The following is a 5,929-nucleotide window of genomic DNA, read 5'->3' on the forward strand; positions in this document are numbered from 1 at the left end:
CTTCCGAAATCCAACTTAATTTTTTGAAAAAAGTGTCTTGACAAATGGGTTCACTTTAATTATAATTATGCGGAGATAGCCACCCAAAAGGATTATGACCGTTTCTGAAAAAGTTAGAAAAAGGCATTGACAAATTACATGATATAACCTATCATATAGTTAGCAAAGGTGATATTCATATTCCTTTGACTAAATATTTAAGGAGGGTTTCTTTATGATAAAGAGATCATGTAAAGGTAGCAGTTGTATAGGATTTCTTGAGGGGAAAATCAATGAAATTGATTATAATTCAGACACCTCAAGAAACGGAAAATTCAACCGTGCTATCGTAAAAACACAGAACTGTACACTTGAGGAACTGAAAACCTATTCAAAGGAATTAAAGAAGTTTAAAAATAAAATTCCCAAGGATACAGGTTTTCCCACAGCTTTGCAAGTTACGGTGGATGAAGAACTTGAGGATGCCTTTACCGAAGTGGAAGAAAATGTGATGTCGGCATTGGATTTGACAACTCTGCAAACAAGGTATGAAATAGAACTCCTGTGGTTCATTTATCTTTGCGAGTTACAGAAGGATGTCATGAAGGTCGGCGCGGAAAAGGAAAGGAAAGAAGATTTAACAGGCCCGGAAATGGTAAAGAGGCTCGTGGAGATTCTTATGCTTAATCGGGAACAGGACAAAGAAGTGATAGAAGAAGTGAAGTCGGCTCTTCTTAAGTGGGAGGTATAAGCGTATGAAACAGCCATTCAATACACTCACTAAAGCAGATGTTGAAAAACTCAAAAGAAAGTCTATCTCTGTACCCTATGCCGGAAGAGGTGTTACTTATAATTTTACGAAATCCGATGTGGAGAATGCTGTAAAGCATCTTGAGACTCTCTATACGGGAATTGTAAGGAAATCGTTCGCTGCGAAAATTCTTTTGCTGAACGAGAAATATTAAGGGGGACGGCATATGGATAATAGAATTGAGGCAAAGAAACGTATAAAAGAACTCTTACGCACTGATTTGGGGTACATATACAAAGAAACCAATGTGGGTAGGCATAAAATCCATCTTACCTTTAAGATGGACAGTAGAACTCACGAATTGCAGATGACCTTTGATTTCGCAGAAAAATACTGTGACATTCTTACATTTATAAGTCCCCGGGTGCTTACAGATGAGTATTATGATGAAACGCTTTATACGATTAATACTATCAATACCTATGTTAAGGCATTCGGAAGATTCTATGTGGATGACTATAATGACATTGCCTACTCCTTGAGACTTCCTTACACCATGATAGAGGAGAGACCGATTGAGACCATATGGGAAATACAGGGGGCGGTAAAATACTACGAAGATGTTTTCTGTATTCTTTTGGATGTTGCTCAAGGCAAAAAGACCTTTGAAGACTGCAAAGAGTTTATTGAGAAGATGTGGGAGTGGTAAAGCAAGTAAATGCAGGACAGACCTGTCGCAGTAATCAGAAAAATAAAAAAGTGAGAAAATACAATGTGTGATTATTGTTATGTCTAACAAGCACCTATCGGGTTCGGTAGGTGCTTTTCTCATGCTTAAAAACAGGAGGTGAGAGAGCGTGGCCAATAGAATACAGGGTATAACTGTCGAGATCGGTGGTGATACAACCAAGCTCTCTAATGCCCTTAAGACAGTAAACTCATCAATAAAGACAACACAGACCCAGCTAAAGGATGTGGAGAAACTCCTCAAACTGGATCCTTCAAATACAGAACTGTTGGCACAGAAGGAGAAACTTCTCGCCCAGGCTATAAATGATACAAAAGAAAAACTACAGACCTTAAAGACAGCAGCCGAACAGGCAAATACTGCGCTTGCCAATGGTGAGATTTCACAGCAACAGTATGATGCCCTTCAGAGAGAAATCATCGAGACCGAACAGGACTTGAAGAAACTCGAAACACAGGCAGGTTCTACGAAGAAATCATTATCTGAGGCATTTACCGAGGCGGGTACGAAAGTAAACGAATTCGGAAATAAGGTAACCGCTGTCGGTACGGGTATGACTAAATATGTGACGGGACCGATTGTAGGTGTAGGAGCAGCATCCATAGCAGCCTTTAAAGAAGTTGATGTAGGTCTTGATACCGTTGCTACCAAGACTGGTGCGACAGGCGAGGCACTTGAAGGACTGCAGGATACCATGAAGTCGGTATATGGCAGTATGGCTGTTTCTGCTGAAGATGCAGGTACGGCAGTCGGAGAGGTCAATACCCGTTTTAAGGTCACAGGCACAACCCTTGAAACCCTATCGACACAGTTCTTGCAGTTCGCATCCATCAACAATACGGATGTGAATTCGTCCATCGATGCCGTGGACTCCATCATGAAGAAATATAATATTGATGCGAGTCAGACCAATAATGTCCTTGGACTTCTGACGAAAGCCGGGCAGGACACGGGGATATCGATGGATACTCTCCAAGGCACACTCACATCAAACGGTGCTGCCTTAAAGGAGATGGGACTTGACCTTACAAGTTCAGTAAACCTTCTGGCACAGATGGAGGCAAATGGTGTCGATACTACAACAGCCATAGCCGGACTTAAGAAAGCCGTGGCAAATGCTACGAAGGAAGGAAAGTCCGCTGATCAGGCTTTATCGGAAACGATAGCAAGCATAAAGAATGCATCTTCAGAGACCGAGGCTTTATCCATAGCAACGGAACTCTTCGGAACGAAAGGTGCGCCGGAGATGACACAGGCCATCCGGGAAGGAAGGCTTTCTGTTGATGACCTTAAGACTTCCCTTTCCGATTATGGAACGGTGGTGGAGACCACATTTAATAATACGCTTTCTCCGACTGATCAGGCCAAGGTTGCATTTAACAATCTGAAACTTGCCGGAACTGAACTTGCAACAACACTCTTTAATGCGATAGCCCCGGCTTTGCAGAGCCTTGTGGCAGGTCTTCAGAAAGCAGTGACGTGGTTTTCAAACCTTGACTCGGGTACCAAGGAGACAATCGTAAAGATTGCAGCCCTCGTGGCGGCCATCGGACCCGTGCTTGTTGTGGTCGGTAAGATCATAAGTGCAGTCGGAACTTTGATGACGATTATCCCGAAACTCTCTGGTGCTTTCACAGCTATCAAGGGAGCAGTGGCAGCCTTTAATGCTGTCTGTGCTGCGAACCCTTATGTACTTATCATTGCAGCCGTGATAGCGGTCATAGCCATATTCGTGGTGCTGTGGAATAAGTGTGAGGGCTTTAGGAACTTCTGGAAAAACCTATGGGAAGGCATCAAGAATGTAATCAGCACGGCGGTGGAGGCTATAAAGAAGTTCTTTACTGCCGTTATTGATTTTGTGAAGAACAACTGGCAGGGACTTTTGCTATTACTTGTGAATCCGTTTGCCGGGGCATTCAAGCTGTTATATGACAACTGCGAGGGATTTAGAAACTTTATCAATAACTTCCTCACAGCCGTGAAGAATCTGTTCGTTAATATCTGGAACGGTATCAAGAACGTGTTCTCAACGGTACTTGAGGCAATTAAGACCTTCGTGGTGGCGTACTTTACATTTTATAAGACGCTTATCACAACAGTGATCAATGCGATAAAAACTGTGATTACCACGGTATGGAATGCAATAAAAACCGCAATCCAAACTGTCATGACGGCAATTCAGACCATCTTCACTACGGTGTGGAATGCCATAAAGACAGCTATTACCACAATAATAAATGCGATAAAAACCGTAATCACAACCGTGTGGAATGCAATAAAAACTGCGGTTGAAACTGTAGTCAATGCAATAAAGACAACGGTTGAGACTGTATGGAACGGCATAAAGACAGCCGTAAGCACGGCCATGAATGCCATCAAATCTACGGTTAGTTCGATTTGGAACAGTATCAAGTCTACGGTTTCCTCCGTTGTGAGCGGAATAAAGTCGGCAGTCACTACGGCATTCACCAATATCGTATCTTCGGTAAAGACCAAGATGAGCAATGTGTTGTCTGCTGTAAAGGACGGATTCACGAAAGTGAAGGAGCATATAACAGGGCTTGCTTCACAGGCGATACAGTGGGGCAAGGATCTGATTGACGGACTTGTAAAAGGTATCAAATCCTGCATAAGCAAGGTTGGTGATGCAGCCAAGGCCATAGCAAGTAAGATTACTTCTTTCCTGCATTTCTCAACCCCGGATGAGGGACCGTTGGCTGAATACGAAAAGTGGATGCCGGACTTCATGAAAGGACTGGCAAAGGGTATCGATAAGAGCAAGTCGATGGTAACGAACTCCGTGAAGGGGCTTGCAGAGGATATGGTCATAAGCCCTACGGTGGATGCAAATGCTAACATGCAGTTAACACAGAGTCAGCAGGCATCTGCCCTCGGTGGAATACTTACAGGCATTCATGCAATCGTAGATGGTATTAAGAACATCGACATGAAAGAGGGAGACATCGTGATTCCTGTTTATATCGGTGGCACACAGATTGATGAGATTGTGCTTTCGGCACAGAACAGAAGAAATCTAAGGAGCGGAGGTAGAGCATAATGGCATTTATGAATGTTTTGGAAATAAATGGCGAGACACTTCCGTTCCCGGATTCTTATGATGTTGACCTTACCGATGTTGAGGCGGAGTCTTCCGGGGAGACAGAGGCAGGTACTACACAGAGGGATCTGGTCAGACAGGATGTGGCAACCATTACGGTTTCCTTTTCTGTATCGAAGAGGTGGTTGGAGAAGTTATCGGGGTTTAGAAACCTTCCGAGACTTACTGTAAAATACTTTTCCCCAGATACTCTTCAGTATAAATCAACACAGATGTACATTGACGGATTCAAGGCAAAGCTGGAACACGATACATCTTATAAGGGATTGTGGACTGTGAATTTTACTCTTCATGAGTTTTAATCTCTGTGATATAATTACTTTGTTCTGGCATAAAAAGGTGTTGTATGTCAAAAACTTATTATGTGGACAGTGAAAATGTTGGAGAAAACTGGATCGACCTTTTAAACGAGGAAGAAGAGAGTGATTTCCTAATATTTTACACTGGTCATTCTCCTCGCATTGATTATGAACACGCTATCAACTTAATGAATGCGAAGAAAAAGCCGGAGTTCATTCATTGTTATGAAGGGAACAACGCATTAGATTTTCAGTTAGTTTCATATCTTGGCTATCAGCTACGTTCGGATGAAGTTAAGGAAATTATTATTGTGTCGAATGATACAGGTTTCGATGCCGTGATTAATTTCTGGATGGAGCGTGGCATGAACATCAAGAGGCTTGCCACCAATTGTGTTCAGACAAATGATTCCAAGGTTGAAGAAGAACCTGTATCGTCTGATGAAGTTGCCGAGCATCAGATTGTAGACGTGAATGCAAAACTGCATGGGGTGGAAAAGAAGGAGCTATATACAGTTATTAATTGTATGGGTGCTACCGACACATCCAATATACATCTTGCTTATATTCACTTCTATGGCAACAAAAAAGGTGAGGAAATATACAAGCATATGAAGTCGGAGAAGTTTATTGCTCCGCCTGTCTCTTGGAAAAAGGACACTAAGGTAAAGAAGTTCGTTGAACTTACTTTTAAGTATTGTAATACTGCCAAGGTTTCTATGCCAGGAGATTTACACGCATTTTTATGTTCCTCGTTGACAGCTAATGACGATAAAAAAACCATGCAAAAGAAGTTAAATAAGAAGTATGGTGGTAATGCTGCAGCGATACATAAAGTCCTCAAGCCTTTTTATAAAGCTATTGCAAAAATAAAGTAGCAGAAAGGATGCCAGAACATATTCCATGTGGCATTGATTCTCAGTGCCACATGGTTATCCTGCTACAAATGTGTGAAGACGAATCCGTAGAGGTTCGTTTTTTTACATTATAGGAAATTCCGATTTTGGAAAAGTAATAAAAGAACAACAGTTCAC

Annotated in this window: 6 protein-coding genes; all 6 read left to right on the forward strand. The window is 42.1% G+C overall.

Annotated features, from left to right (window positions below; translation table 11 throughout):
• The first annotated feature begins 214 nt into the window (after positions 1–214).
• The 6 genes from ASU35_RS01420 to ASU35_RS01445 all read left to right on the forward strand — a co-directional run bounded on the left by ASU35_RS01420 (position 215) and on the right by ASU35_RS01445 (position 5,773).
• Positions 215–730 (forward strand): hypothetical protein, encoded by a 516-nt coding sequence (locus tag ASU35_RS01420; RefSeq protein ID WP_058351345.1) that lies wholly within the window; start codon positions 215–217, stop codon positions 728–730.
• A 4-nt stretch (positions 731–734) separates the two neighbouring features.
• Positions 735–944, forward strand: coding sequence for a hypothetical protein (locus ASU35_RS01425; protein WP_058351346.1), 210 nt, complete (start codon positions 735–737; stop codon positions 942–944).
• A gap of 12 nt (positions 945–956) precedes the next feature.
• Positions 957–1,439: a hypothetical protein gene (locus tag ASU35_RS01430; protein ID WP_058351347.1), complete on the forward strand. Its 483-nt coding sequence runs from the start codon at positions 957–959 to the stop codon at positions 1,437–1,439.
• Between the two features lie 148 nt (positions 1,440–1,587).
• Positions 1,588–4,536, forward strand: coding sequence for a phage tail tape measure protein (locus ASU35_RS01435; RefSeq protein ID WP_058351348.1), 2,949 nt, complete (start codon positions 1,588–1,590; stop codon positions 4,534–4,536).
• Entirely contained in the window at positions 4,536–4,898 is a 363-nt protein-coding gene (locus tag ASU35_RS01440) for a hypothetical protein (RefSeq protein ID WP_058351349.1), read from the forward strand. The genes ASU35_RS01435 and ASU35_RS01440 overlap by 1 nt, the downstream gene beginning before the upstream one ends.
• A gap of 44 nt (positions 4,899–4,942) precedes the next feature.
• Positions 4,943–5,773 carry a PIN domain-containing protein gene (locus ASU35_RS01445; RefSeq protein WP_058351350.1) on the forward strand — a complete coding sequence of 277 codons (831 nt, stop codon included), beginning with the start codon at positions 4,943–4,945 and terminating at the stop codon, positions 5,771–5,773.
• Positions 5,774–5,929: the final 156 nt, after the last annotated feature.

Origin of the sequence: Acetivibrio ethanolgignens (assembly GCF_001461035.1) — a bacterium.
Taxonomy (GTDB): domain Bacteria; phylum Bacillota; class Clostridia; order Lachnospirales; family Lachnospiraceae; genus Velocimicrobium; species Velocimicrobium ethanolgignens.

Bases quoted from the DNA above. Each gene is read 5' to 3' on its own strand.
- ASU35_RS01420 (WP_058351345.1), top strand. From the start codon at position 215: ATGATAAAGAGATCATGTAAAGGTAGCAGTTGTATAGGATTTCTTGAG.
- ASU35_RS01425 (WP_058351346.1), top strand. From the start codon at position 735: ATGAAACAGCCATTCAATACACTCACTAAAGCAGATGTTGAAAAACTC.
- ASU35_RS01430 (WP_058351347.1), top strand. From the start codon at position 957: ATGGATAATAGAATTGAGGCAAAGAAACGTATAAAAGAACTCTTACGC.
- ASU35_RS01440 (WP_058351349.1), top strand. From the start codon at position 4,536: ATGGCATTTATGAATGTTTTGGAAATAAATGGCGAGACACTTCCGTTC.
- ASU35_RS01445 (WP_058351350.1), top strand. From the start codon at position 4,943: ATGTCAAAAACTTATTATGTGGACAGTGAAAATGTTGGAGAAAACTGG.